This is a genomic window from Gimibacter soli (assembly GCF_028463845.1).
GTDB classification, from domain to species: domain Bacteria; phylum Pseudomonadota; class Alphaproteobacteria; order Sphingomonadales; family Kordiimonadaceae; genus Gimibacter; species Gimibacter soli.
This window is the reverse complement of record NZ_CP116805.1, coordinates 3,437,252-3,461,385: the sequence shown is the minus strand read 5'-3', so window position 1 is coordinate 3,461,385 and position 24,134 is coordinate 3,437,252. Positions and strand designations below refer to the sequence as shown.

The window sequence follows — 24,134 nt, the reverse complement described above, 5'->3', positions numbered from 1 at the left end:
CATGAATATCATTCAGAAGCTCGAAGCAGAACAAATCGCCAAGCTCACCGACGGCAAAACCATCCCGGACTTCCAGGCTGGTGACACCGTACGCGTTGACGTGAAAGTGGTCGAGGGTACCCGCGAGCGTATCCAGGCTTACGAAGGCGTTGTGATTGCCCGTTCGAACAAAGGCATTTCGTCGAACTTCACCGTTCGCAAGATTTCCTACGGCGAAGGCGTCGAGCGCGTATTCCCGCTCTATGGCCCGACCGTTGCCGGCATCACCGTGGTTCGTCGCGGTAAAGTGCGCCGCGCGAAACTTTACTACCTCCGTAACCTTCGTGGTAAGGCTGCTCGTATTACCGAGAAGCGCGACTATACGAAGTAACGCGAGGGGCCGGGGCGCCCCCGGTTTCCGAGGCAAGAACTGCAAAAGGCCGCCCCACCGGGCGGCCTTTTTGTTTGGATTGTTGAAACTGGAAACTTTCCATAAATTTCAACAATCAGTGTTCCGGCGATTTTTTGTTGCGCTTGGTTGCCGGGGCGGATATGAAGCCGGGGCGGGCCTTCAGGGGCCTGATCCCTTTCAATAGGCGAGGGCCAGCCGGACACCCACAAGCGGGTGCCTGAACGGGGCCGACAACTGTTTGAGGAAGATAGAAGATGGCGACGACGCTGTATGACAAGATCTGGGACCTGCACCGTGTTGAAGACCGGGGCGAGGGCGTCGCACTAATCTATATCGATCGCCATCTAGTGCATGAAGTGACAAGCCCGCAGGCTTTCGACGGCCTGCGCGCGGCTGGCCGCGGCGTGCACAGCATCGACAGCATCCTTGCCGTGCCCGACCATAACGTGCCGACGAAAGACCGTGACCTGCCGAACCCCGATGAAATGTCGGCGGCGCAGCTCGCGGCCCTTGATGCCAACGCCAAGGAGTTCGGGCTGAACTATATCCCCATGGATGATCGCCGGCAGGGCATCGTCCATGTGATCGGGCCGGAGCAGGGCTTCACGCTGCCGGGCGTCACACTCGTGTGCGGTGACAGCCACACCTCCACGCATGGTGCCTTCGGCGCGCTCGCCTTCGGGATCGGGACTAGCGAGGTCGAGCATGTGCTTGCCACGCAAACGCTGCTGCTGAAGAAAGCCGCCAACATGCGCGTCACGGTCACGGGCACGCTGCCCGCCGGCTGCACGGCGAAGGACGTGGCACTCGCCATCATCGGCAAGATCGGCACCAACGGCGGCACCGGCCATGTGATCGAATATGCAGGCCCCGTGATGGAAGCCCTGTCGATGGAAGGCCGGATGACCGTCTGTAACATGGCGATCGAGGCTGGCGCGCGTGCAGGCCTTGTGGCGCCGGATGACAAGACGTTCGATTATCTGAACGGCCGTCCGATGTCGCCCAAGGGTGAAGCGTGGGACAAGGCGGTTGCCTTCTGGCGCGGGCTGAAGTCTGACGCGGGTGCCGTGTTTGACCGTGAAGTGACGGTTGATGGCTCGGAAATCGTGCCGCTTGTCACCTGGGGCACGAGCCCCGAGGACGTGGTGCCGGTGACGGGTGCGGTGCCGACGCTCGCGAGCTTCGAGGACGAAAACAAGCGCGACGCCGCTGAAAAGGCGCTCGCTTACATGGGCCTCAGCGAAGGCCAGCCCATGACCGACGTGAAGGTGGACCGCGTGTTCATCGGTTCCTGCACCAACAGCCGGATCGAAGATCTGCGCGCTGCCGCTGCCGTCATCAAGGGCCGCAAGGTGGCGGGCCATGTTATCGAGGCGATCGTGGTGCCGGGTTCGGGCCTTGTGAAGGAACAGGCCGAGGCCGAAGGCCTTGATCGTGTGTTCACGGATGCCGGCTTCCAGTGGCGCGATCCGGGCTGCAGCATGTGCCTTGGCATGAACCCGGACAAGGCAGGGCCGGGCGAGCGCGTGGCTTCCACCTCGAACCGCAACTTTGTGGGTCGTCAGGGGCCGGGCGCACGCACGCATCTTGTCAGCCCCGCGATGGCGGCGGCGGCAGGCATCGCCGGCCACTTCGTCGACGTCCGCAAGTTTTAAGGGAAAGGAGAAGACCCATGCGCGCTTTCACCAAAGTCACCGCCAAGGCTGTTCCCTTCCCGCGGATGAATGTGGATACGGATATTATCGTCCCGGCCAAGCACCTGAAAACGATCACGCGGTCGGGCCTCGGCAAGCATGCGTTTGAAACCGTGCGCTACCGGGCGGATGGCACCCACATTGCGGATAACGTGTTCGACAGCCCGAAATATGCAGGTTCGGAAATCCTGATAGCAGGCCGCAATTTCGGCTGCGGATCGAGCCGCGAGCATGCGCCGTGGGCGCTTGCCGACATGGGCTTCCGCACCGTTCTGGCACCGGGCTTTGCCGACATTTTCGCCGGCAACTGCGTGAAGAACGGCATCCTGACCGTGACGCTGAAACAGGAAGAAATCGATGCCCTTGTGCTGGCGGCTGAAGGCGGCGTGGCAATCACGGTGGATCTTGAGGACCAGTCGGTGACGGCAGGCAATGCCCGCTACACGTTTGAATTTAACCCGGTGCACAAGAAAATGCTGCTTGAGGGGCTGGATGAAATCGGCCAGACGCTGGCAGCAAGCCCGGCGATCAAGTCCTATGAGGCCAAACAGGCCGCGATGACGCCCTGGCTGTTTGGAGGGAATGCCTGATGACGAGTTTCAACCTTCTCCTGTTGCCCGGCGATGGTATCGGCCCTGAAATCATGACCGAAGCCAAGCGCGTGCTCGATTGGGCAGCGGCTGAATACGGCGTTACCTTCAATGTATCCGAAGATCTGATCGGTGGCTGCGCGTACGAGAAATACGGCGTACCGCTGGCGGACGAAACGCTTGCCAAGGCAAAGGCATCGGACGCGGTTGTCATGGGTTCGGTCGGTGGTCCGCAGTGGGACGGCAAGGTCGCTTACGACAAGCGCCCGGAAGCCGGTCTCCTGAAGCTCCGCAAGGAACTGGATGTGTTCGCCAACCTGCGCTCGGCAATCTGTTTCGATGCGCTCGCGGATGCTTCGAGTCTGAAGCGTGATCTGGTCGCGGGCCTCGATATCCTTTTCGTGCGGGAGCTTTCGAGCGGCGTGTACTTCGGTAACCCCCGCGGCATCGAAGACCTGCCTGAAGGTGGCCGGGTGGGGATCAACACCCAGCGCTATACCGACAAAGAGATCATCCGCGTGGCTCGCGTGGCATTCGAAATGGCCCGCAAGCGCGGCAGCCGTGTGGCATCTGCCGACAAGGCGAACGTGATGGAATCGGGTGTGCTGTGGCGCGAGGAAGTCACCAAACTTCGTGATGCCGAATACCCTGACGTGGCGCTGGAGCATGTGCTGGCCGATAACTGCGCCATGCAGCTGGTTCGCGCGCCCAAGCAATATGACATCATCCTCACCGATAACCTTTTCGGCGATATCCTTTCGGACGCCGCCGCGATGCTCACCGGCTCGCTCGGCATGCTGCCGTCGGCGTCGCTCGGTGACGGTGGTCCGGGGCTCTATGAGCCCGTGCACGGTTCGGCCCCCGATATCGCGGGCAAGGGCGTGGCCAATCCCATCGCCATGATCCTTTCGATGGCGATGGCGCTGCGCTATTCGCTCGGCCTCGGTGAAGCCGCAGACCGGATCGAGAAAGCCGTGGACGGCGCCCTCAATGCGGGCTTCCGCACTGGCGATATCATGTCGGGCGGCATGACCCGTGTCGGCACCACCGGCATGGGCGATGCCATCCTCGCAGAGCTTCAGAAGAACTGAACAACTTCCCAAACGACCCAATATGGAGAATTAAAATGGGTTTTCGTGTCGCAGTCGTAGGCGCAACCGGCAATGTCGGGCGCGAAATGATGAATATCCTGGCGGAGCGGGAGTTCCCGGCCACCGAGATTATTGCCATTGCGTCGCGAAAATCGATTGGCCAGACTGTGGGCTATGGCGACAAGGAACTGAAGGTGGTCGCACTTGATACCTTCGATTTCAAAGGCGTCGACATCGCGCTCTTCTCGGCTGGTGGCTCGGTTTCGAAAGAATATGGCCCGAAGGCAGCCGCTGCCGGCGCCATCGTCATCGACAACAGCTCCCACTTCCGCATGGACCCCGACGTTCCGCTCGTGGTGCCGGAAGTGAACCCGCAGGCGCTGGCCGGCTACAAGAAGAAGAACATCATCGCCAACCCCAACTGCTCGACCGCGCAGATGCTGGTGGCGTTGAAGCCCCTGCATGACGCCGCCAAGATCAAGCGCGTTGTCGTGTCGACCTACCAGTCGGTTTCGGGTGCGGGCAACGAGGCGATGGACGAGCTGTTCACGCAGACGCGGGCGATTTTCGTGAATGACGAAATCAAGCGCGAGAAATTCTCGAAGCAGATCGCCTTCAACGTGATCCCGCACATCGATGTTTTCCTTGAGGACGGCTCCACCAAGGAAGAATGGAAGATGGTTGCCGAAACGCACAAGATGCTGGACCCCGATATCGAGGTGACGGCGACCTGCGTGCGCGTGCCGGTGTTCGTCGGCCACTCGGAATCGATCAATATCGAGTTCGAAAACCCGCTCACCGATACGCAGGCCCGCAATATCCTGCGCGAAGCACCGGGTTGCCTCGTGATCGACAAGCGCGAAGACGGCGGCTACATCACCCCCGTTGAATGCGTTGGCGACTATGCGACCTTCATCTCGCGCATCCGCAAGGACCCGACGGTGAAGAACGGCCTCAATATGTGGGTCGTGTCGGATAACCTTCGCAAAGGTGCCGCGCTCAATGCCGTGCAGATCGCCGAGAGCCTGATCAACCAGGGCCTCCTGAAGGCTGCTGCATAAGCGGCGCTGAAACTGATTTTACGAGAAGGGGGCCATTTGGCCCCCTTTTTTATCAGATGAAACTGTCTTCGCCGGATGAGGGTGGCTTGCCCGGCTGGAAGATGATCGCGGCTGATGTGCCGACACCTTTTTCGCTATCGATCGCGATGCGCGCCCCTTGCCGTTCGGCGAACAGGAAGCTCAGGGGCAGGCCGAGGCCGGAGCCATCGCTGTGCACGCTATAGGCGGTGTCCAGCGCGCCAATGGGCTTGCTCACCTGCTTCAGTTCATCGGGTGTCATGCCGATACCGGTATCGCGGACAATGAGGGCCACCTCGCCACCGGGGCGTTCTTCAAGGTCGATCCTGATCTCGCCCTTGTTGGTATATTTGATGGCGTTCGACACCAGCACCAGCACGGCCTTGCGGGTCATTTCCATGTCGCCGAGCGCCCACAGGGGCTCGCCGCGTTCGCTGCCGGGGAATTCGAGGTGCCGGGATGCGGCCTGCTCCAGCATGATGCGCCGTGCGGCGCGGGCAACCTCGCCCAAGTCAAAGCTTTCCTGCTTGGCGACACCACTTGAAAGATCGAGGGTGGAAAGGTCCAGAATGTCGCTGATCAAGGCCAGCAGCTGCTCGCCTGTTTGCGAAATCTCGAGCGCGAATTCCTGGATTTCCTCGGGCGGCAACTCGCGGTTCTTCAACAGGCTGGCGTAGCCGATGATGGCGCTCAAGGGATTGCGGATCTCGCGGCTGATATTGGCCATGAAGATCGATTTGGCTTGGTTGGTGAACCGCTCGTTCTGCAAGGCAAGCTCAAGCCGGGAGAGCTGCTCCAGCTGGCGGACTTCCTCGATGAAACGCAGACCGAGAGACTTCACCGCCGCCACGAGCATCTCGTTGGTGGCCGGCTTGGCAGTCAGCGCGATGACATACCCGAGCGACTGATGGTCGGCGTCTTCAAGCGAAAGATAGGCGCTGTCGACGGCGTCCCATGTGGCGAGCTTTTCTGCCGTCACCATGTAGCGGCAATCGGCTTCCTTCGGCAGGGTGCGGAACTTGACCGGGTCTGCGGTGCCATCACGGTCAACAGCCGCAAGGCTGACGGCCAGTTCATCGGCGGCGCGGGCAGGGGGCATCAGCGCCACAAGGCGCGCATCAAGAGCCTTGCCGACGACGCCAAGGGCTGCTGTCATATAGCTCATGCCGCCAAGGTCTGGTAAGGAGGCAACCAAGCTGTCACCCGTTTCCCTGTTGCTGCTGATCGGGGCGATGAAGGTCATGAAATACGCCGGAATTCATATGATTCTGTCATCCATGTATGGCCCAAGTATCGTTCAGATCAGTAGAAATGCCTACAAGAAAAAATTCAATCAGAGATGGTTGATCCAGTAATTCCAAAGAATTAGCAATATTCAACCTGATGAATGCGGAAAATTGCAACTATGACACCTGAAACGAGAATCCCGGTCGCGCCCCTTTTCATGCCCGCTTCTAACGCACGCGCGATCGAGAAGGCACGGGGACTGTCAGCGGACGCCATCATTCTTGACCTTGAGGATGCTGTAAGCCCCGACGCCAAGGCGATGGCCCGCGATCAGGCGGTGGCGGCAGTCCGTGAAGGCGGGTTCGGCGACCGGATGGTGGCGATCCGCATCAATGCGCTGGATACACCGTGGGGTGGCGAAGACCTCGCGGCGGCGATCGAGGCAGGGGTCGAACATCTTGTCGTGCCGAAGGTGGAAGCGGCGGCGGCGATGGCCGATCTGACGGTGCGACTTGATGTCGCACAGTCGCCCGCCCGCGTGTGGGCGATGATCGAAACACCGAAGGGTGTTCTGGCCGCTGGCGCCATTGCGGCGGCCTCGCCGCGGCTCGCCGGACTGATCCTTGGCGCCAATGATCTGGTGAAGGAATTGCGGGCGCGGCACGTGGCCGGGCGGGCGCCGCTTCTTTATGCCATGGGGCAGGTTGTGATGGCGGCGCGCGCCGCCGGTATTGGCGTGATCGATGCGGTTTATGCCGATTTCCGCGATGAAACAGGCTTTTCCGCTGAATGCCGGCAGGCGCTTGAGTTCGGCTTTGATGGCAAGTCGCTCATCCACCCGGCCCAAATCCCGCTCGTCCTCGCGGCCTACGCGCCCTCGCCCGAGGAGCTTCAGGCAGCCAAAGAACTGGTCGAAATTTTCGAGCGCGCATCAGTGGAAGGCAAGGGCGTTGCGGTGCATAATGGTCGCATGATTGAAGCCCTGCATGTGGAAGAAGCGCGACGCGTTCTTGCACGCGGCGGGCTTGCTGGTGTAACCCCGCGTTAACCACTCGTGTGCAGGATGCTGGCTCCCGCCCGTTCTGTGATTCTGCACATACCCGGCAATGTTTTTGGGGAACATTCGATGGACCACCATCCTATCCAGCCGACCAATGTCGAGCATCGCTTCGGCAATGATGAAATCATCGTATCCAAAACCGACACGCGCGGCTGGATCACCTATGCCAACGACATCTTCTGCAAGATCTCCGGCTTCCGCGAAGACGAGATGGTCGGCAAGCCGCACAGCCTGATCCGCCATCCCGACATGCCGCGGACAGTGTTCAAGCTGCTCTGGGAAACGCTGAAATCGAAGCGCGAGATTTTCGCCTATGTGAAAAACATCGCCAAGGATGGTGGCTATTACTGGGTGTTTGCCCATGTGACCCCGACGCTCGACCAAAGCGGCGAGATCATCGGTTACCATTCCAATCGCCGGGTGCCGTCGAAACAGGCCGTCGCGCAGATTTCGAAAATCTATGAAGCGCTGCTGGCAGAAGAAAAACGCCATGCTGACCCCAAGGCAGGGCTTGCTGCTGGTGAAGCGCTGCTCGTGAAGACGCTGAAGGATGCCGGCCTCACCTACGACGAATTCGTCTGGTCGCTGCAGGAGTAGAAGAAGATGTTCGGTTTTCTGAAAGACAAGGCTGCTGCAAGCGCCCCGAAATATGATCCGGCCTATGTGCGTGATCTTGAGGACAAGCTCGCGGGCTATGAAAAAGCCTTCAACGCGATTGCTGCCGTCTCTGGCCGCTTCCGGGATGGTGACAGCGAAGCCCGCATCATTGGCTGGCAAAGCCACGGCGCTCATTCCGAAGTTCTGCGCGATCTCAACCATATGCTCGACCTGACGGACGCCTATGTGCGTGAAAGTGCGGCGGCCCTTGATGCTGCGGTTGAAGGCCGTTACCACCGCAAATTCCTGACCACCGGCATGCGCGGCGCGTTTGGCCGGGGGGCGGCCATCATCAACCGGGCATCGGCCCGCATGCAGCAGATGGAAGCGGACGAACATGCCCGCCGCGAGGCGCTGGCGCAGGAATTCCACTCCCATGTGATGGGGGTTGTCTCCACGCTCAAGGCGTCTGTCGCCCAGCTGGATGCGACGGCGAGCGCCCTGAAAGAAGATGCGCAGACAACGAGCGGCCTTGCCGTTTCGATGGCGGCGGCTTCCGAACAGGCGTCCGCCAATGTGCAGACGGTGGCAGAGGCAACCGAGCAGCTTTCAGGCTCGATCACCGAAATCAACCGTCAGGTCGCCGAGACAAACGGCGCCGCCGAACAGGCCGTGACCGCGTCGCGCGTTGCGACCGAGGCCGTGACCCGGCTGGCGGTGGCGGCTGAAAAGATCGGTGGTGTGCTGACCTTCATCCGCAAGATTGCGGACCAGACCAACCTATTGGCCCTCAACGCCACGATTGAGGCCGCGCGGGCAGGCGAGGCCGGCAAGGGCTTTGCCGTTGTGGCGAACGAGGTGAAGAACCTTGCGAACCAGACGGCACAGGCGACGATGGAAATCACCGCCGAAGTGGCCGCGATGCAAACCGCATCGGATGAGACCGCCGAAGCCATCCGCACCATCGATACCCGCATCGCCAACGTGGGCACCAGTGCCCGCACCATCGCGAGCGCGGTCGACGAACAAACGGTCGTTGCTGGCGAGATTTCGAACAATGTCCGCGAAGCGGCCGAAGGCACGCAGGATGTTTCCCGGAACGTGGCAAGCGTGAGCACGGCCTCGGCGAAAACCGAGCGTGGTGCCAGCGAAGTCGGTGAGGCGGCGGAAAGCCTGTCGGCCGAAGCAGAAACGCTCAGCGACCGGGTCGAGACCTTCCTGAAAGACCTGCGCGGCGCCTGAGGCACCGCGCGGATTTTCGATATCAGATGACCGGTGGGGCTCAGCGCCCCGCCGCAGTTCCCGCGCCGATGTGACGGGCGAGGAAAGCTTCCATCGCGTTGAGCGTCGCGAGGCGCGCTTCTGCGGATTCCAGATGATGGTCACCGGAATCCATTTCTACGAACTCGACCGACTTTTGCAGGCTTTTCAGCTTGCTGTTCATGGCGCGGCCATGGTCGAACGGTACGACCGGATCATCCTTGGCGTGAATGAGCAGGATCGGGGCCTTGATCTCGGCGGCGCGGTGCACTGGCGAGATGTCTTCCTTCTTCATCCCTTCGGGGATGATTTTCTTCACCCGGAATTTCCCGCCAATGAAGCCCTTGTCGGCCTCGATCATGCGGGGAATATCGGCCACTCCGTTGAAGCTGATCGCGCAGGCATATAGATCAGGCTCGGTGATCGCACCCATGAGGGCAGCATAACCGCCGTAGGAACCGCCAGCGATGCAGATGCGCTTCGGATCGGCCAGCCCCTGTTCGATTGCCCACTTGGTCGCGTCGGTCACATCTTCCTGCATTTTGCGGCCCCATTCATTGTAGCCGGCTTCCACGAAGGCATCACCGTACCCGGTGGAGCCCCGGAAGTTCGGCTGCAGTACGACATAGCCACGGTTTGCCATGAACTGCGCCATATAGTGGAAGGAGATGGAGCTGCGGGAATGTGGTCCACCATGGGGGAAAACCACCATCGGCAGATTCTTTGCCTCGCTACCGGCCGGTTTGGTGACCAGCACCTCAAACTCCAGCCCGTCACGGGCGGCGATCTTCTGCACCTCGATATCGGTCAGCGTTGCCGGATCGATATTCCGGGTGCGGGTGATCGGCGACAGCTGCTTCGATTTCAGGTCCAGAAGATAATAGCTGCCGGGATCACGCACACTGCTGTGCAGGATCAGGAACATCTTCTGGCTGCGCACGATATCGGTGATCTCGTTCAATCCGTCCGGCAGCAGCTTGTCGATGCTGGTCTTCAGGCCGGCGATCTGCTTGTCGATATAATGAACGCGCCCGCCGTCAGGGCCGTTATAGCGATAGCCGATGACGGCGTCGGTTTCGGGATCGCGCTTCAGGCCGGTCACATCACCTTCTTCGGGCGCAAAAAGGGTTTCGACGATTTGCCCCGAGGGGATGTTGTAGGTGACAAGCGTGTGGTTGCCGTCTTCCTGCAGATGCAGGGCATAGGCAACCTTGGGATCCTGGGTGAAGGAGAGCAGCTCGATCTCGCCGCTCGCCATCATGCCCGAATCCTGAATATCGCCGAGGCGGTCGGTATCCGGGTCCTTGTAAACGATATGGAATTCGGTGCGGTCGTAGCCCCAGCCGATGCGGGGCTCGTGGTTCTCGTCGGTCATCCATTGCTGGATGCCGTGCATGCCATCGCTGACCACGCTGAACTGGCCGTTCTTCACCTTCACCTTGCGGATTTCGTATTTGCCGTTCATCTCGGGGTCGAGGGTGGTCAGGATATGCTCGGGGTCATCGGGCAGCATGTCGATCACCCGGTCCTTGAACTGGGCGCGTGACGACGTGAGGCCTTCGTCCTTCTCCCGTTTGCTGGGGCGCGCCATGCTCATGAATTTTGAACCCTTCTTGCGGTTCAGGCTGAACATGTCGGTGCGGGTAAATTCTTCGCCGCGAATGCGGTCGGTGAAGCGATAGGCAATGAGGAGCGTTTCATTGTTGGCCCAGTCGATCCAGGAAATGTCGGCGGTGATCCGGCCCTGATCGATCGGCGGCAGGACAACGAGCGTTTCAGGGCTTGTGTCGCCGATCGGATGCATGAACACATGCTGGCGCCCGTTGATGGGCGAGACATAGGCGACATAATCGCCGCCCGGCGAAAGGTTGAAATGCTGGGCAGAGGGCAGCTCGGCGAAGCGTTCAACCGGGATCAGGGCTGGCGGCGTGTCGGCTACGGCAGCCTGTGCAACCCCCGTGAGGAGAGCTGCGATGCAGGTGGTTCTGGCGAATGTGCCGAGAAAGGCAGTTGAGAATTTCATAAAGTCTCCGGACGTCTGGATAAAGGTCAGGGTGCGGGTGCGCCCAGATGTGTTTTCAGGAAAGCCTCCATCGCGGTGAGCGTCGCGAGGCGGGCTTCGGTGGTATCGAGATAATGGTCACCTGATTTCAGCTCAATGAATTCAACGGGTTTGCCAAGCGATTTGAGTTTGGAATACATCCCCTTGCCCTGATCGAAGCGCACGACCGGATCGTCCTTCGCGTGGATGATCAGAACAGGGGCCGAAACTTCTGCTGCGCGGTCGACGGGCGAGATATCTGTCGCCTTGCGGCCTTCGGGGATGATCTTCTTGTTCCACTCGCGGCCGCCGAGGAAATAGCGGTCGAACCGCAGCATGCCGGGGATGTCGGCCACACCGTTGATGCTGATGGCGCAAGCATACATGCCAGGCGCCATGATGGTGCCCATGAGGGACGCGTAACCGCCGTAGGAACCGCCGACAATGCAGATGCGGGCAGGGTCTGCGATACCCTTTTCAATTGCCCATTTGGTGGCGTCGGTCACGTCATCCTGCATCTTGCCGCCCCATTCGTTGAAGCCGGCTTCCTTGAACTGGGTGCCATAGCCCGTGGACCCGCGGAAATCGGGTTCGAGCACCGCGTAGCCACGATTGGCGAAAAACTGGCGTTGATACTGGAAACCGCCGGATGTGCGTGCATGGGGGCCACCGTGCGGCATGACGATCAACGGCAGGTTCTCGGCCTTCCGTCCAACCGGCAGGGTCAGCATCGCCTTGAATTCGAGCCCGTCACGGGCCGCCACCGTATAGCTGAGCGTGCTGGCCATTGTATCCGGCGCAAAGTCGCGGCGATTGATCTCGGGCGTCAGCGTCTTGGATTTCAGGTCGAGGATGAAATAGGTGCCTTCATTGCGTTCGTTGCTATGCAGGATGAAATACTGGCTGCGTGCGGGTACAAAATCGACAATCCGGTTATAGCCATCCGGCAGCAGCTGATCGATCCGTGCTTTCAGCTTGTTCAGGAAGGGATCGGTGTAGAAAGTGTCGCCGCCGTCTTCATCGCTATAGGTATAACCGATGACAACGTCATTGACCGGGTGACGGCGCAGGCCCGTGGCGGTGGCGCCCTCGCGCTCGAACAGGATGCTTTTCACCTTGCCTTCCAGAACGTCAAAGGAGACCAGCCGCTTGACCGTGTCACTGACGGTTTCAAGGGCATAAACGATGCGGGGGTCGTCGGTGAAGCCGATCGGGTTGATCCTGTCGGAATCAAGCCATTCGGTGTCCGTCAGGTCGATGAATTTGCCGGTTTCGGGGCTGCGGTAGATCGTCTTGCTGTTCGAATACTGGTCATATCCCCAGCCGAGCCGGGGCTCATGATTGGCATCGACAAGCCAATTCTGAATACTGGCCCGGCCTTCGGTCACCACGGAATATTTGCCGGTGTGAACATTCACCTTCCGGATTTCGTCGCTGCCATCCTGGTCACTGTCGATAGACTGCAGGACAAAATCCGGCTCGTCCGGCAGATGATCGATAATGTCGTCCTTGAACTGGGCTGGCGACGCTTTATATCCCTGCTTCCGCTGGTCTCGGCTGGGCTGGGCCATATCGACCCATTTGATTTTGCCTTCGCGCGGCACGCTGAACATGGCAGTGCGGACATAACGCCGGAAGGCGTCGTCATTGGTGAAGCGGTAGGAAACGAACAGCCGTTCATTGTTGGCCCAGCGGATCCAGCTGACGTCGGCCGTCAATCTGCCCTCGTCGATTGGCGGCAGGATCACCATCTTGTTGAAGTCTTTCTCGCCCAGTCGGTGCATCACCACATGCTGGCGCCCGCCAAGCGGCGAGATATAGGCGATAAACTCCCCGTCCGGTGAGACGGTCAGTTGGTTGACCCGCGCGAGCGCGGCGAACTGCTCCACCGGGTAAAGCGGGGGCGGGGTTGTCGCTTCTTCAGCAAACGCAGGGAAGGCAAGGGTGAAGGCCAGAAAGGCTGCCCGCAGGGAATGGCGCATATAGGGTCAAATCCATGAATACAATTTTATGGATCGAAGCTACCAACCAAAGTTTCAATGTGCAATCGTTTGGGTTGTGAATATTTCGCGTCGGCAGAAGCGTGGCGAAAGTTGGGCGTTTGTTGAATATCCGCCTTGCGGAACAAGGCGACGCGGCGTTAAAAGGGGCGTCGGACGATGACGGGCCCGGATCGAGGGCCGTGCCCGCCTCAACATTGTATTTCTTCTAGGGGATTTTTCATGGCACAGGCGAACCGCCCGCTTTCTCCCCACCTGCAGGTTTACCGCTGGAGCGCCGCAATGGCTGCCTCCATCCTTCACCGTGCGACCGGTTCGGCGCTCGCGGTGGGGACGGTTATCCTTGTCTGGTGGCTCATGGCTCTGGCTTCCGGCCCGGAGAGCTTCGATACAGTGATGACGTGTCTGGCGAGTCCCCTGGGGCGTTTCGTGCTCTTCGGCCTCACCTGGGCCCTGATGCAGCATTTTGCCTCCGGCATCCGCCATCTGATCATGGACAGCGGCCGTATGTATAGCCTGAAGATCAATGCGGCTTCGGCCAAATTCACATTCGTGTTTTCCATCGCCGCCACAATCGTGATCTGGGTGATGGGTTACCGCATGCTGGGGATGATCTGATCATGAGCGATTTCAAAGCCCCTCTCGCCAAGGTCCGTGGCCTTGGTTCCGCCAAGGAAGGCACCCATCACTGGTGGGTGCAGCGCATGAGCGGCGTGGCCAACATCCCGCTGACGCTGTTTGTTGTGACCTCTTTCATCGGCAATGCCGGCAAGCCCTATGCTGATTGGGTTTCGTGGCTCCAGCAGCCGCTCGTGGCTGTGCTGATGCTGCTTTTCGTCCTGAACGTGACCTGGCACCTGCGCCTCGGCCTGCAGGTGATGGTCGAGGATTATGTCCACACGAAGATGAACAAGATCATCGTGATGACGGCCATCACCTTCGGCACGATCCTGCTCGCGGCGCTTGGCGCCTTTTCCATTCTCAAGATCGCCTTTGGGGGATAAGTGATGTCCAAGGCCTATCCCATTACCCTTCATACCTATGATGCCGTTGTTGTCGGCGCCGGTGGCTCTGGCCTCCGTGCGACCATGGGCCTTGCTGAAAGCGGGCTCAAGACGGCGTGCATCACCAAGGTTTTCCCGACCCGTTCGCACACCGTGGCAGCGCAAGGCGGCATCGCCGCGTCGCTTGGCAACATGGGCGAGGATAACTGGCAGTGGCACATGTATGACACCGTCAAGGGCTCCGACTGGCTCGGTGACCAGGACGCGATCGAATATATGGTCCGCGAGGCTCCGGCAGCGGTTTACGAACTGGAACATTATGGTGTGCCCTTCAGCCGTACCGAAGAGGGCAAAATCTACCAGCGCCCGTTCGGTGGTATGACCACCAAGTTCGGTGAAGGCCCGGCAGCCCAGCGCACCTGCGCTGCCGCCGACCGTACCGGCCACGCCATGCTGCACGCGCTTTATCAGCAGTCGCTGAAGTACGATAGCGACTTCTATATCGAATATTTCGCCATCGACCTGATCATGGAAAACGGTGAATGCCGTGGTGTGATCGCGATGAATATGGAAGACGGTTCGATCCATGCCTTCCGGTCCCAGGCCACCGTGCTGGCGACCGGCGGTTATGGCCGTGCCTACTTCTCGGCCACCAGCGCCCACACCTGCACCGGTGACGGCGGCGGCATGGTGCTGCGGGCAGGCCTTGCCCTGCAGGATCTGGAGTTCGTCCAGTTCCACCCGACCGGCATCTACGGTGCCGGCGTGCTGATCACCGAGGGTGCCCGCGGTGAAGGCGGTATCCTGCGGAACTCCGAAGGTGAGCGTTTCATGGAACGCTATGCACCATCGGCGAAGGATCTGGCCTCGCGCGATGTGGTTTCGCGCTCGATCTCGAACGAGATCCGTGAAGGCCGCGGCGTTGGCGCCAACAAGGATCACATGTTCCTGCACCTTGAGCACCTGCCGGCTGATGTGCTGCACAAGCGCCTGCCGGGCATTTCGGAATCCGCGAAAATCTTCGCAGGCGTCGATGTGACCAAAGAGCCGATCCCGATCCTGCCTACCGTTCATTACAACATGGGCGGTATACCGACGAACTATCACGGCGAGGTCATCAACCCGACGAAGGACAATCCGGACGCTGTGGTGCCGGGTCTGTTCGCGGTTGGCGAGGCAGCCTGTGTATCGGTCCACGGTGCAAACCGTCTCGGCTCCAACTCGCTCATCGACCTTGTGGTGTTCGGTCGCGCGGTTGGCAAGCGGGTGCCGGAGATCGTCAAGTCGGGTGCAACCCAGAAGGCGCTGGCGGAAGGCTATGCCGACATGGCCCTCAGCCGCCTCGACGCTGCCCGCTATGCCTCGGGCTCGACCCCGACCGCCGAGATGCGCCTGAAGATGCAGCGCACCATGCAGAACAACTGCGCGGTGTTCCGCACCAAGGAAGTCCTCGAGGAAGGTGTCAAGATGATCGACGAGGTTGCCGCCGGTATGGGCGACCTGAAGACCAGTGATAGGAGCCTCGTCTGGAACAGCGACCTCATTGAGACGCTGGAACTGCAGAACCTGATCGGCCAGGCCGTGCTGACCATGCATTCGGCGGAAAATCGCAAGGAAAGCCGTGGTGCTCATATGCACGAAGACTTCCCTGACCGCGACGACAAGAACTGGATGAAGCACACTGTTTGCTGGTTCGACGGCAAGAAGGTGACGCTTGGCGATCGTCCGGTCCATGATTTCACGCTTACCGAGGAAATCGGCTATATCAAGCCGAAGGCCCGGGTGTACTAAGGAAGGGATGAAAACAAATGGCTGAATTCTCGCTTCCTGCAAACTCGAAGATCGGCAAGGGCAAAACCGTCAAGGCTGCCGATGGCGCCAAGAATATCCGCAAGTTCTCGGTTTACCGCTGGAACCCGGATGATGGCGAAAACCCGCGCATGGACACGTTCGAAGTGGACATGGACAGCTGCGGTCCGATGGTTCTTGATGCCCTTATCAAGATCAAGAACGAGATGGACAGCACGCTGACCTTCCGGCGTTCGTGCCGCGAAGGCGTGTGCGGTTCGTGCGCGATGAATATCGATGGCAAGAACACGCTCGCCTGCACCCGCGCCATCGAAGACGTGAAGGGCGAAGTGAAGATCACCCCGCTGCCGCATCTGGAAGTGGTGAAGGATCTGGTGCCGGACCTGACCAACTTCTATGCGCAATATGCCTCGATCAAGCCGTGGATGCAGACGCAGTCAACGACGCCTGAAAAAGAGCGTCTGCAGTCGGTTGAAGACCGCGAAAAGCTCGATGGGCTTTACGAATGTATCCTCTGCGCCTGCTGCTCGACCTCGTGCCCGAGCTACTGGTGGAACGGCGACAAATATCTCGGCCCTGCTATCCTCCTGCAGGCTTATCGCTGGATCATCGACAGCCGCGACGAAGCCACCGGCGACCGCCTCGATAACCTTGAGGATCCGTTCCGGCTTTATCGCTGCCACACGATCATGAACTGCGCGAACGCCTGCCCGAAGGGTCTGAACCCCGCGAAGGCGATTGCCGAGATCAAGAAGATGATGGTGGAACGCAAAGGCTGATTTCGGCCTTTCATCAATCGGATCAAAGGGCTGGCGTTTGCCGGCCCTTTTCTTTTGAGGAAGCAGCCCCGAAATGCCCGGCGCATTTACGCTTATTCAACAAATTTTTAGGACTTTTTAAGGGTTGGCGCCGATAAAGGCGCCAGGGAATGGGCAGACAGGCACTGCCCCTGTGTTTCTAAGTGTGGTGCCGACTGATGAAGTGGGGAAATTCGAATATGGCTGCCGGAATGGCGGCCCTGCTGCTGTTGCCGCTGGCTTTCACGCCCGCCGCGCAGGCTGAGCCGTTGCGGATTGGCCTCATCGACAGCACCATCTATGACGATGCGATTGTTGCCATCGTCAAGGAAGCAGGATTCGAGGCCGAAATCATTCACGCTACCGTCGATGTGCTGCGCGACCGCTTTGTAAGCGGCGATCTGGATATGGACTGCTGCTCCATCCCCGAGTGGCGCACGCGTGCTGATGAAGCCGAAGTCCAGCTTTTCAGCGACCATTTTTTCGTCGCGGCCGATCACCTGATCCTTGGCCCCAATGTACGCAGGCCCGCGACGGACGCCCCCATTAATCTGGAAGGGCTGCGTTTTGCGACTGTGAAGGGCTTCAACTATACGCTGGATAACCAGATCCGCCTGCGGGTGCCGGTCGAGACCATTGAAGATGCATTCGATGCCCTCGCCGATGGCCGGGCGGATGTCACCGTGTTCGGCGTGCAGGAGTTTTTCCGCATGCAGGCGGCCAATCCGCTGCCGGTTGTCCTTGGCCCCGTTACCCAGCGCTATGGCCTCAGGATCAGGGTTCACAAGGACCATGCCGACCAGTTGCCCGGCCTGAATGCGGCGATTGCCCGCATGAAATCGGACGGTCGGATTGATGCGCTGATCGGCAAGGCCTTGCGCGCCAACAAGGCGCACTAGGCTCGGGTTATCACGGGGTGAGGAACCGCTCGCGCAGCTTTTCTCGGCGGGCGTCATCCAGCCCGAGGGCGGTTTGCAGGTAGCCGTCGATTGACCCGAAGCTTTGCTCCATCGCGTGCCATGCGCGCATCAGCCAGTCGGCCTCCACGCCCACCAGCGGGCGCAGCGCGCGCGGCGTCACCCGGTGGCCGGACTTGGCGAAGATATAGTCCGACATGCGCTCGGTCGCCGCATCGCGGTCCACCGCGCTGTTGGTCAGCAGGAAATCCTCCACCACTTCGTCCGCGTCCACGCCAAGGGCGGTCAGGACAAGCGCGCAGCCGATGCCGGTGCGATCCTTGCCGGCAGTGCAATGGATGAGGGCGGCATTGCCCTGATGATCGTCGATCAGCACATCCATCATCCGCCTCAGGCCGGACGCATTGGCGATCGGGATGGTTTCGAACGCCGCGCGGAAACCTTCGTCCAGCTCGTGCGCCGGAAACACGCTGCCGGCGGTCAGGCTGTCGAACAGTTCCTTGATGCGGGCCGCCACATTGCCGCCGATGGGCACGGCGTGATAGCGCGGCGTCCACATGCAGGGCCAGTGAACGGGATGGCGGACCTTCTCATGATCGGTGCGGAAATCGATCACGGTTTCGATGTCGCGCACGCACATTTCGGTGCCGCATTCCTCGGTCATGTCGGCCAGGTGGCCGGACCGGAAAAGCGCGCCCCAGCGCGTCTGGCGGCCGTCCGCTGTATGGTATCCGCCAAGGTCGCGCAAATTCTTCACGCCGGTCAGCGGGATCAGTCGTCTCGGGAGGTCTAGGCTTTCTGGCATTTTTCTTTCCTGTTCTGGCCCCAGTGTGGAAGCGGCGCGGGGGGCTGTCAACAGGGTGGGCCACGCAGGCTGCGCGCCGCGCTTTGGCATTGCTGGCAGCTTTCGGCGCGTGCTAGGACACAGGAAAGACGATGAGACTCGGGGAGCCCGTGTGTGACAGCCAGTTTCGACCCATCAGGGCCAACCGCCCGCTATCATGCCCTGCAGGCGGCAGGCGAGATCAGGCCGGACGGCGATCAGGCGCGGGTTGTGGCGCGGCTCGAACGGCTGTGGGGCGAGCTGAAGGACTATCCCGAGCTGTCGGGTCATGCCACCGGCCTCAGCGTGCGGTCGTGGCGGCTTTCCACGCTTTTCAGCTGGGGCAATAACGAGAAGAAGGTACCGCGCGGGCTTTACCTTTATGGCGGCGTCGGGCGCGGCAAATCCATGCTGATGGACCTGTTTTTCGAGACCGCCCCGGTGAAAGCCAAGAAGCGCGTCCATTTCCACGAATTCATGCTGGATATCCATGCGCGGCTCAATGCCTGGCGCCAGATGAGCCCGGCCGAGCGGCTGAAGATGGGCGCACGCGCGACCGAAGACGACCCGATCCCGCCGATAGCCCGCCAGATCGCTTATGAAGCGACGCTTCTGTGTTTCGATGAAATGCAGGTGACCGATATTGCGGATGCCATGGTTCTGTCGCGCCTCTTTGAAGGCCTGATGTCGCGCGGCGTGGTGATCGTGGCCACCTCCAACCGCCCGCCGAAGGACCTGTATAAGGACGGCCTGAACCGCCAGCTATTCCTGCCCTTCATCGCGCGGCTCGAGGCCGAGTTTGACGTGATGACACTGGACGGCCCGGTTGATTACCGGCTGGACCGCATGAAGGGTGTGGAAACCTATCTGGTGCCAGTCGATCAGGAAACGACCGACCGGCTTTCGGCTGCCTTTTTCAAGCTGACCGACCGTGATGTTTCGGACCGCGACAAGGTGCCGTCCGAGGAACTGACGGTGCTTGGCCGCACCGTTTTCGTGCCGAAGGCGGCGAAGGGCGTAGCGGTTTTCTCCTTCAAGCGGCTGTGCGCTTCGGCGCTCGGCCCCGCCGATTATCTCACCATTGCGCGGCATTATCACACCGTCATTCTGGTCGCGATCCCGAAGCTCGGCCCCGCCAAAAGGAACGAGGCCCGGCGCTTTGTCACGCTTATCGACGCGCTTTACGAGCACGGCGTGAAGCTCCTGTGCAATGCCGAGGTGCCGCCCGAAGCGCTTTATACCGAAGGCGACGGCGCCTTCGAGTTTGAGCGCACCGTATCGCGCCTCATGGAGATGCAATCCGAAGACTATCTCGCCCGCGGCCACGGTGTGCCGGAAGCGCAGGGCTGAACGCCCCGGAAGCGCCACAGATTCATCTGTGGTTGTGATTTCCGCTCGCGAGATGAAGGATGCATGTCCCAAATCGGGACAGTCATGCCATTGCGCGCCTTTGAAATTCTGCAGAAATTATGCAGACGGGGCCTACAGTTAAAACTTCATTAAAATTCGATTGACCGATACGCCCTCTGCGTGTGCAAATCGTCCTATGTGCGTCATGGTGGTGTTGCCACGGCGCTTTCCGGCAATTGATCATGGGGGTCGTATGTCTGTTCTGAAGAAAGCCGCCGCTGCGGCGCTGCTTGCAACCGGGTTGAGCGTGGGTGCCGAGGCGGCTGTCACCACCTTCGTCTTTTCGGGGGAAGCATCATACGAATCCGAGGCTTTGGCCCAGAAATTTGGCATTCTCTCCGGCACGGTCGGGACCTTCACAGCGACCCTGAAGTTCGATGCCGGGCAAACGACGACAGATGCCTGGACCTACAGCAAGATCGATCCGAAGCCGGGCAATCCGTTCGAGCAGGAAATAGCCCGCTATTATTATGAAAGCTTCAGCTGGACGCTGGACGACCAGTCCTGGTCTTACGATGGCAGCGGTGTCGGTGCATCCGGCAACCCCAACGATGTCTATGTGCGCAACGGCATCATGGATGGCACCTCGCTGACTCACGACAGCACCTATGCTTCGGGGATCAGTGATATCTTTCTTGTCAACGGCCTGTCGGTGCTGTTCTCGAATGTTCACGGGCAAATGCTGGACGAAACCTTCTGGCCGACAGCCAACGCATCCAACCTTTTCGCCTTCAACGAGATAACGGACCTTAACTGGGGTCGCGTCTCGACCAATGAAGGCCTGATCACCCTTGGCAATATCACGATGACGGTTGGCGGCGTCCCCGAACCCGCCACATGGCTCACTATGATCATGGGCTTCGGCCTTGCCGGTGTCGCAGTGCGCCGCCGCCGGGTGGCGTGTGCCGTTCAATAATTCTCGGAGAATGGATAGATGGCTATTCTGAAGAAAGCCGCCGCTGCGGTGCTGGCGATGGGGCTGAGCGCGGGTTCGCAGGCTGCCGTGCAGACCTTCAATCTTACTGGGAATGTGGAATTCTGGACGGAAGAGGCGGCAGCTTCGTTTGGCGTTGTGGAAGGTACAGTCGGTCGCTTTGATTTTAGCTTCGATTTGGATACCGCTCTGCCACCAGGCTATTCTACCACAATGAACACTGCTTCTGATGGGACGCCGTTCCATCACGCCAATTATTACGGCAACAATTTTACCGGCCATCTGGGGAACCAGCAAGTCACCTTAGATCGGGTCATTGTAATCGTTACGGATGCCAAAGGTTATCTCGGCCCCTATTCGGACAGGGTGTCGATTGATGCTACAGTTGGTTTCAACGCTGATCTAGGCATCTACGAACCGCTCCAGCTTGCTAGCGGAAAATCGTCCCATGGAATGACTTTCAACGTCGGGATGCCATTTGACTCAATTGACGACTTTGGAATTCAGCATTTTCTCGATTTCAACTCTCTTGGTGGCACCCGATATGGCGGTACCCTAGGTGAAGGCGGAAACTTCGCTATTAACAGCAACTTTTATCAGTTCACGGACATTCAATTGTCAGTCGCAGGTGTCCCCGAACCCGCCACATGGCTCACCCTGATCATGGGCTTCGGCCTTGCCGGTGTCGCGGTGCGCCGCCGCCGGTTGGCGTGTGTTGCCCAGTAATCCTGAGAGTAGATTTATGTTGTTTATGAAAAAAGCAGCTGCCGCTGCGGTGCTGGCGATGGGGCTGAGTGCGGGTGCGCAGGCAGCCGTGCAGACGTTTGTGTTTGAAGGTACGTATGAATATTTTAACCCAGAAATTGCCGCTCAGTTCGGTGTGGTGGATGGGGTCACCAGCTCGTTTTCTGCGCGTCTTGACTTCGACACCGCTCAAACTCCTGAGAATGCGTATTACGTCCAATACGCAAGTACATTCACCTATGCGAGTTATGGTGTTGCCGCGGCGGTGGTGCAATTTGGGAACCAGACAGTTATCGCGAACAGCGTGTGGCTTGGAATTCACGACGGCATTAACGGCGACTATATTTCGCTGGTGGTTGCTGGCCCGACTTTTTCCAACGGTATTGATTTCTTCACGATTGGTGTTGAGACGGGAATCTCTCCTGCCGACTTTTTAGACGGTGCGGATGCGAGCAATATCCTGAAATTTAACCAAGCCATTGGGAGCTATGCTTTCATCTTTGGTGGGGCTGCTGAGAATTATCCTGCCGGCAATAAGCATTATGTGACCATGTCCCTCGCCCCCGCCGTCCCCGAACCCGCCACTTGGCTCACCCTGATCACGGGCTTCGGCCTTGCCGGTGTCGCGGTGCGCCGCCGCCGGGTGGCATTTGCAGCTCAGTAACCCGAGGATAAAATTATGTCGTTCATGAAGAAGGCAGCCGCTGCTGCGGTACTGGCGATGGGGTTGAGCGCGGGCGCGCAGGCTGCTGTGCAGACGTTTGTGTTTACACACAAGGCAAAAATGTACAGCGCTGCGCTAGCAAGTTATTTCGGTGTTGAGGACAGCTTGTATGTTGATGTGGTTGCGACGCTGCATTTCGATCCCACGCTGAAAGTTGCCGACGCTATTCATTATGAAGAAACCTCGGAGGCTAACCCTAATCCTGACATGACTTGGATAGGGTCTAATCAGAACGCTCGGGTGGCCACGTACAAGGTTGAACTGGTTGAATGGGTCATTGGCAATAAAACAGCGACTTCTGATGGGGATATAATAATAACAGATACTTATGCTCCTAATTCGGGTGGATTTGCGCAGGATAACATAGAATTCACTACGTGGATTTATCCTAGTGTTTTCACAGATGGTAGTTTTGGCGATGAAATTCTTTGGTTCGGCGCCTATTCAGATCGACATGATAGTTTTGACGGTGTCGACGCGGACAGAATCTTTGAGTTCAACAATCTGGACAGCTCAGTCATGGAAATAACATTTGCTACCGTTAGTCAGCCTAAGGGGCATTTGGTGACCATGACAACCCCCGCCGTCCCTGAACCCGCCACATGGCTCACCCTGATCATGGGTTTCGGCCTTGCCGGTGTCGCGATGCGCCGCCGCCGGTTGGTGCTGGCGGCCTGAGGCGGCTTTCACGCGGAATTGATAAGGCCCGCTGCCGATTGGTCCGGTGGCGGGCCTTGTCGTTCCATGCGTCCGGCACATGGCTGACCCCCTAAAAAAGAACGTGCTTTTCGTCCCTCAGGGCTTAGAGTGGTCCGGCTGACTTTGAAACTTGGGACGGAAAGCGGTTTCCCGGTTGCCAGTGCATGCCAAACGCGCTAGGAACCACCCTTATTATTCCCCTGTTTTCAGTGGTATGGCCTCATCCCCAATGGGCCTCACACGCTAAGCTGGAGCATTCTCATGGCACGTAAGAAAATTGCATTGATCGGCGGCGGCCAGATCGGTGGCACCCTCGCGCACCTCGCTGCGCTCAAGGAACTGGGCGATGTTGTCCTGTTCGACATCGTTGAAGGGCTGCCCCAGGGCAAGTCGCTGGACCTCGCGCAGTCGGGTCCGGTTGAAGGCTTCAATGCGAAACTCAAAGGCGCCAATGACTATGCCGATATCGCAGGCGCCGACGTTGTGATCGTCACCGCCGGCGTGCCGCGCAAGCCGGGCATGAGCCGCGACGACCTTCTCGGCATCAACCTGAAGGTTATGAAGTCGGTCGGTGAAGGCATCGCCAAATATGCGCCGAACGCTTTCGTCATCTGCATCACCAACCCGCTCGACGCGATGGTCTGGGCACTGCAGAAATTCTCCGGCCTGCCGACCCACATGGTCACCGGCATGGCTGGCGTGCTGGATAGCGCCCGCTTCCGCCACTTCCTCGCTGAAGAATTCAATGTGTCGGTCCAGGACGTCACCGCCTTCGTGCTCGGTGGCCACGGCGACACCATGGTTCCGCTGACCCGTTACTCGGCTGTGGCCGGTATCCCGGTGCCGGACCTGATCAAGATGGGCTGGTCCACGCAGGAAAAGATCGACGCGATCGTGCAGCGCACCCGTGACGGCGGCGCCGAGATCGTTGGCCTCCTGAAAACCGGTTCGGCTTTCTACGCCCCGGCGACGAGCGCCATCGAAATGGCGGAAAGCTACCTGAAGGACAAGAAGCGCCTGCTGCCTTGCGCTTCCTTCCTCGCGGGCGAGTATGGCCTGAAGGATATGTATGTCGGCGTACCGGTGATCATCGGTGAAGGCGGCATCGAGAAAGTGGTCGAGATCGACCTCCAGGGCGAAGAGAAATCTGGCTTCGATCACTCGGTGAATGCCGTGAAGGGCCTGATGGACGCCTGTAAAGCAATCGATCCGACCCTCGCCTGAGGGCGAGGGCTCCCTTCGA

The 24,134-nt window shown here is 59.5% G+C and carries 23 protein-coding genes; 19 read left to right on the top strand and 4 right to left on the bottom strand.

Annotated elements, in window-relative coordinates; all coding sequences use genetic code 11:
* Position 1: 1 nt before the first annotated feature.
* The 5 genes from rplS to PH603_RS15940 all read left to right on the top strand — a co-directional run bounded on the left by rplS (position 2) and on the right by PH603_RS15940 (position 4,827).
* On the top strand, positions 2-370 hold the full coding sequence (rplS, locus tag PH603_RS15960; protein WP_289503754.1) for a 50S ribosomal protein L19: 369 nt from the start codon (positions 2-4) through the stop codon (positions 368-370).
* Between the two features lie 275 nt (positions 371-645).
* A complete protein-coding gene (gene leuC / locus PH603_RS15955) occupies positions 646-2,046 on the top strand; it encodes a 3-isopropylmalate dehydratase large subunit (protein WP_289503753.1) in 1,401 nt (466 codons plus the stop codon).
* Between the two features lie 17 nt (positions 2,047-2,063).
* Positions 2,064-2,675, top strand: a complete 612-nt coding sequence (leuD, locus tag PH603_RS15950) for a 3-isopropylmalate dehydratase small subunit (protein WP_289503752.1) — start codon at positions 2,064-2,066, stop codon at positions 2,673-2,675.
* Positions 2,675-3,766: a 3-isopropylmalate dehydrogenase gene (gene leuB / locus PH603_RS15945; RefSeq protein ID WP_289503751.1), complete on the top strand. Its 1,092-nt coding sequence runs from the start codon at positions 2,675-2,677 to the stop codon at positions 3,764-3,766. Before leuD ends, leuB begins: the two co-directional genes overlap by 1 nt.
* Positions 3,767-3,801: 35 nt before the next feature.
* Positions 3,802-4,827 carry an aspartate-semialdehyde dehydrogenase gene (locus tag PH603_RS15940; protein WP_289503750.1) on the top strand — a complete coding sequence of 342 codons (1,026 nt, stop codon included), beginning with the start codon at positions 3,802-3,804 and terminating at the stop codon, positions 4,825-4,827.
* Positions 4,828-4,879: 52 nt separating this feature from the next.
* Here the strand turns inward: PH603_RS15940 and PH603_RS15935 are convergent, their stop codons facing one another.
* Positions 4,880-6,088, bottom strand: a complete 1,209-nt coding sequence (locus PH603_RS15935) for a sensor histidine kinase (protein WP_289503749.1) — start codon at positions 6,086-6,088, stop codon at positions 4,880-4,882.
* A 162-nt stretch (positions 6,089-6,250) separates the two neighbouring features.
* Here PH603_RS15935 and PH603_RS15930 point away from each other — a divergent pair, with 162 nt between their 5' ends.
* From PH603_RS15930 to PH603_RS15920, 3 genes are all read left to right on the top strand, one after another.
* A complete protein-coding gene (locus tag PH603_RS15930) occupies positions 6,251-7,120 on the top strand; it encodes an HpcH/HpaI aldolase/citrate lyase family protein (protein ID WP_289503748.1) in 870 nt (289 codons plus the stop codon).
* A 78-nt stretch (positions 7,121-7,198) separates the two neighbouring features.
* Complete coding sequence (locus PH603_RS15925) at positions 7,199-7,729, top strand: PAS domain-containing protein (RefSeq protein ID WP_289503747.1); 531 nt, start codon at positions 7,199-7,201, stop codon at positions 7,727-7,729.
* Between the two features lie 6 nt (positions 7,730-7,735).
* The gene (locus PH603_RS15920) at positions 7,736-8,971 is read left to right on the top strand and encodes a methyl-accepting chemotaxis protein (protein ID WP_289503746.1); all 1,236 of its coding nucleotides are present in this window, start codon (positions 7,736-7,738) and stop codon (positions 8,969-8,971) included.
* A gap of 40 nt (positions 8,972-9,011) precedes the next feature.
* On the opposite strand, the gene PH603_RS15915 is transcribed toward PH603_RS15920, so the two are convergent.
* Positions 9,012-11,012 carry an alpha/beta hydrolase family protein gene (locus PH603_RS15915; RefSeq protein WP_289503745.1) on the bottom strand — a complete coding sequence of 667 codons (2,001 nt, stop codon included), beginning with the start codon at positions 11,010-11,012 and terminating at the stop codon, positions 9,012-9,014.
* A 26-nt stretch (positions 11,013-11,038) separates the two neighbouring features.
* On the bottom strand, positions 11,039-13,012 hold the full coding sequence (locus PH603_RS15910) for an alpha/beta hydrolase family protein (RefSeq protein WP_289503744.1): 1,974 nt from the start codon (positions 13,010-13,012) through the stop codon (positions 11,039-11,041).
* 240 nt (positions 13,013-13,252) lie between these two features.
* Between PH603_RS15910 and sdhC the strand changes: the two genes are divergently transcribed.
* From sdhC to PH603_RS15885, 5 genes are all read left to right on the top strand, one after another.
* Positions 13,253-13,648 carry a succinate dehydrogenase, cytochrome b556 subunit gene (gene sdhC / locus PH603_RS15905; protein WP_289503743.1) on the top strand — a complete coding sequence of 132 codons (396 nt, stop codon included), beginning with the start codon at positions 13,253-13,255 and terminating at the stop codon, positions 13,646-13,648.
* A gap of 2 nt (positions 13,649-13,650) precedes the next feature.
* Positions 13,651-14,034: a succinate dehydrogenase, hydrophobic membrane anchor protein gene (sdhD, locus tag PH603_RS15900; protein WP_289503742.1), complete on the top strand. Its 384-nt coding sequence runs from the start codon at positions 13,651-13,653 to the stop codon at positions 14,032-14,034.
* Positions 14,035-14,037: 3 nt separating this feature from the next.
* Positions 14,038-15,825 (top strand): succinate dehydrogenase flavoprotein subunit, encoded by a 1,788-nt coding sequence (sdhA, locus tag PH603_RS15895; protein ID WP_289503741.1) that lies wholly within the window; start codon positions 14,038-14,040, stop codon positions 15,823-15,825.
* A gap of 17 nt (positions 15,826-15,842) precedes the next feature.
* Positions 15,843-16,622 (top strand): succinate dehydrogenase iron-sulfur subunit, encoded by a 780-nt coding sequence (locus PH603_RS15890; protein ID WP_289503740.1) that lies wholly within the window; start codon positions 15,843-15,845, stop codon positions 16,620-16,622.
* A gap of 218 nt (positions 16,623-16,840) precedes the next feature.
* On the top strand, positions 16,841-17,539 hold the full coding sequence (locus PH603_RS15885) for a substrate-binding periplasmic protein (RefSeq protein WP_289503739.1): 699 nt from the start codon (positions 16,841-16,843) through the stop codon (positions 17,537-17,539).
* A 10-nt stretch (positions 17,540-17,549) separates the two neighbouring features.
* Here PH603_RS15885 and PH603_RS15880 read toward each other — a convergent pair whose 3' ends face one another.
* A complete protein-coding gene (locus PH603_RS15880) occupies positions 17,550-18,362 on the bottom strand; it encodes a tyrosine-protein phosphatase (RefSeq protein ID WP_289503738.1) in 813 nt (270 codons plus the stop codon).
* Between the two features lie 153 nt (positions 18,363-18,515).
* Between PH603_RS15880 and zapE the strand changes: the two genes are divergently transcribed.
* The 6 genes from zapE (at position 18,516) to mdh (ending at position 24,115) form a co-directional block, all read left to right on the top strand.
* Positions 18,516-19,730, top strand: a complete 1,215-nt coding sequence (zapE, locus tag PH603_RS15875) for a cell division protein ZapE (protein WP_289503737.1) — start codon at positions 18,516-18,518, stop codon at positions 19,728-19,730.
* Between the two features lie 253 nt (positions 19,731-19,983).
* A complete protein-coding gene (locus tag PH603_RS15870) occupies positions 19,984-20,706 on the top strand; it encodes a PEPxxWA-CTERM sorting domain-containing protein (RefSeq protein WP_289503736.1) in 723 nt (240 codons plus the stop codon).
* An 18-nt stretch (positions 20,707-20,724) separates the two neighbouring features.
* The gene (locus tag PH603_RS15865; RefSeq protein ID WP_289503735.1) at positions 20,725-21,450 is read left to right on the top strand and encodes a PEPxxWA-CTERM sorting domain-containing protein; all 726 of its coding nucleotides are present in this window, start codon (positions 20,725-20,727) and stop codon (positions 21,448-21,450) included.
* Positions 21,451-21,466: 16 nt separating this feature from the next.
* On the top strand, positions 21,467-22,132 hold the full coding sequence (locus tag PH603_RS15860; RefSeq protein ID WP_289503734.1) for a PEPxxWA-CTERM sorting domain-containing protein: 666 nt from the start codon (positions 21,467-21,469) through the stop codon (positions 22,130-22,132).
* A 15-nt stretch (positions 22,133-22,147) separates the two neighbouring features.
* The gene (locus tag PH603_RS15855) at positions 22,148-22,870 is read left to right on the top strand and encodes a PEPxxWA-CTERM sorting domain-containing protein (RefSeq protein WP_289503733.1); all 723 of its coding nucleotides are present in this window, start codon (positions 22,148-22,150) and stop codon (positions 22,868-22,870) included.
* A 282-nt stretch (positions 22,871-23,152) separates the two neighbouring features.
* Positions 23,153-24,115, top strand: a complete 963-nt coding sequence (gene mdh, locus PH603_RS15850) for a malate dehydrogenase (protein WP_289503732.1) — start codon at positions 23,153-23,155, stop codon at positions 24,113-24,115.
* Positions 24,116-24,134 lie beyond the last annotated feature (19 nt).

Bases quoted from the DNA above. Each gene is read 5' to 3' on its own strand.
- rplS (WP_289503754.1), top strand. From the start codon at position 2: ATGAATATCATTCAGAAGCTCGAAGCAGAACAAATCGCCAAGCTCACC.
- leuC (WP_289503753.1), top strand. From the start codon at position 646: ATGGCGACGACGCTGTATGACAAGATCTGGGACCTGCACCGTGTTGAA.
- leuD (WP_289503752.1), top strand. From the start codon at position 2,064: ATGCGCGCTTTCACCAAAGTCACCGCCAAGGCTGTTCCCTTCCCGCGG.
- leuB (WP_289503751.1), top strand. From the start codon at position 2,675: ATGACGAGTTTCAACCTTCTCCTGTTGCCCGGCGATGGTATCGGCCCT.
- PH603_RS15940 (WP_289503750.1), top strand. From the start codon at position 3,802: ATGGGTTTTCGTGTCGCAGTCGTAGGCGCAACCGGCAATGTCGGGCGC.
- PH603_RS15935 (WP_289503749.1), bottom strand. From the start codon at position 6,088: ATGACCTTCATCGCCCCGATCAGCAGCAACAGGGAAACGGGTGACAGC.
- PH603_RS15930 (WP_289503748.1), top strand. From the start codon at position 6,251: ATGACACCTGAAACGAGAATCCCGGTCGCGCCCCTTTTCATGCCCGCT.
- PH603_RS15925 (WP_289503747.1), top strand. From the start codon at position 7,199: ATGGACCACCATCCTATCCAGCCGACCAATGTCGAGCATCGCTTCGGC.
- PH603_RS15920 (WP_289503746.1), top strand. From the start codon at position 7,736: ATGTTCGGTTTTCTGAAAGACAAGGCTGCTGCAAGCGCCCCGAAATAT.
- PH603_RS15915 (WP_289503745.1), bottom strand. From the start codon at position 11,012: ATGAAATTCTCAACTGCCTTTCTCGGCACATTCGCCAGAACCACCTGC.
- PH603_RS15910 (WP_289503744.1), bottom strand. From the start codon at position 13,012: ATGCGCCATTCCCTGCGGGCAGCCTTTCTGGCCTTCACCCTTGCCTTC.
- sdhC (WP_289503743.1), top strand. From the start codon at position 13,253: ATGGCACAGGCGAACCGCCCGCTTTCTCCCCACCTGCAGGTTTACCGC.
- sdhD (WP_289503742.1), top strand. From the start codon at position 13,651: ATGAGCGATTTCAAAGCCCCTCTCGCCAAGGTCCGTGGCCTTGGTTCC.
- sdhA (WP_289503741.1), top strand. From the start codon at position 14,038: ATGTCCAAGGCCTATCCCATTACCCTTCATACCTATGATGCCGTTGTT.
- PH603_RS15890 (WP_289503740.1), top strand. From the start codon at position 15,843: ATGGCTGAATTCTCGCTTCCTGCAAACTCGAAGATCGGCAAGGGCAAA.
- PH603_RS15885 (WP_289503739.1), top strand. From the start codon at position 16,841: ATGGCTGCCGGAATGGCGGCCCTGCTGCTGTTGCCGCTGGCTTTCACG.
- PH603_RS15880 (WP_289503738.1), bottom strand. From the start codon at position 18,362: ATGCCAGAAAGCCTAGACCTCCCGAGACGACTGATCCCGCTGACCGGC.
- PH603_RS15870 (WP_289503736.1), top strand. From the start codon at position 19,984: ATGTCTGTTCTGAAGAAAGCCGCCGCTGCGGCGCTGCTTGCAACCGGG.
- PH603_RS15865 (WP_289503735.1), top strand. From the start codon at position 20,725: ATGGCTATTCTGAAGAAAGCCGCCGCTGCGGTGCTGGCGATGGGGCTG.
- PH603_RS15860 (WP_289503734.1), top strand. From the start codon at position 21,467: ATGTTGTTTATGAAAAAAGCAGCTGCCGCTGCGGTGCTGGCGATGGGG.
- PH603_RS15855 (WP_289503733.1), top strand. From the start codon at position 22,148: ATGTCGTTCATGAAGAAGGCAGCCGCTGCTGCGGTACTGGCGATGGGG.
- mdh (WP_289503732.1), top strand. From the start codon at position 23,153: ATGGCACGTAAGAAAATTGCATTGATCGGCGGCGGCCAGATCGGTGGC.